Source organism: Acinetobacter tianfuensis (assembly GCF_003611465.1).
GTDB lineage: Bacteria > Pseudomonadota > Gammaproteobacteria > Pseudomonadales > Moraxellaceae > Acinetobacter > Acinetobacter tianfuensis.
In genome coordinates, this window is the sequence record NZ_RAXV01000112.1 from 1 (window position 1) to 293 (window position 293).

The 293-nt window shown below is 44.4% G+C and carries 1 pseudogene; it reads right to left on the reverse strand.

From position 1 onward, the window contains the following. Window positions 1–293: pseudogene (locus D7V32_RS17120) on the reverse strand (N-acetylmuramoyl-L-alanine amidase); the annotation flags it as partial.

Consider the following 293-nt stretch of genomic DNA (forward strand, 5'->3'; position numbering starts at 1 on the left):
ACAAAGCCAAGTTTTCCACGGGCCGACTGTGATTGATCAATCCAACCATTCTCCCCGCGCAGCCGACTGCCGAATACATCAGCAACAGCCTTTGATAGCTTCTGAGCAAGAATCTTATCTTTCGGCAGCGCAATAGTTTCAATTCCATTTGCCTGTTTTGATGCCGCTGCATTCATGTGGAATTCGATAGCAGTGCTAGAACCACGAATGATTTGAATGGCATTTGTAAGAGGTAAGTTTATAGTTCCTTCACCATCTGTTTTATAAGACAGACCTGCAGCTGCAAGATAATG